The sequence below is a fragment of the Ruoffia sp. FAM 24228 genome (assembly GCF_045528575.1).
Lineage (GTDB): Bacteria > Bacillota > Bacilli > Lactobacillales > Aerococcaceae > Ruoffia > Ruoffia halotolerans.
Map to the genome: position 1 here is coordinate 1 of NZ_JBGQQZ010000166.1, position 298 is coordinate 298.

1 pseudogene is annotated in these 298 nt (G+C 41.9%); it reads right to left on the reverse strand.

Annotated elements, in window-relative coordinates:
- Positions 1–281, reverse strand: a pseudogene (locus ACEN33_RS12520) (IS30 family transposase); the annotation flags it as partial.
- Positions 282–298 lie beyond the last annotated feature (17 nt).

Consider the following 298-nt stretch of genomic DNA (forward strand, 5'->3'; position numbering starts at 1 on the left):
ATAATGACATCGGGTGTCCAGCCCTGTGAGACTTTTTCTTTAATGTAGACTTGTTGGTCTGCAGGAAGGACACACTTACGTCTACCACACCGTTGTTTGTTTTTCTTATATTGTTGGTAATACTCAATGGCGGTATGGCCCTCTTTTAAGAAGTTGATGACGTTATAAATGGGTGTTCTAGAACGTTTTAAACGACTGGCAATGGTCGAGACCGGAATATGTTGGTGGTAATATGATTCTATCATCACCAGTTCATCCGTGGTAAGATGGGTGTAGGTCATTTGTGGTCACTCCTTTG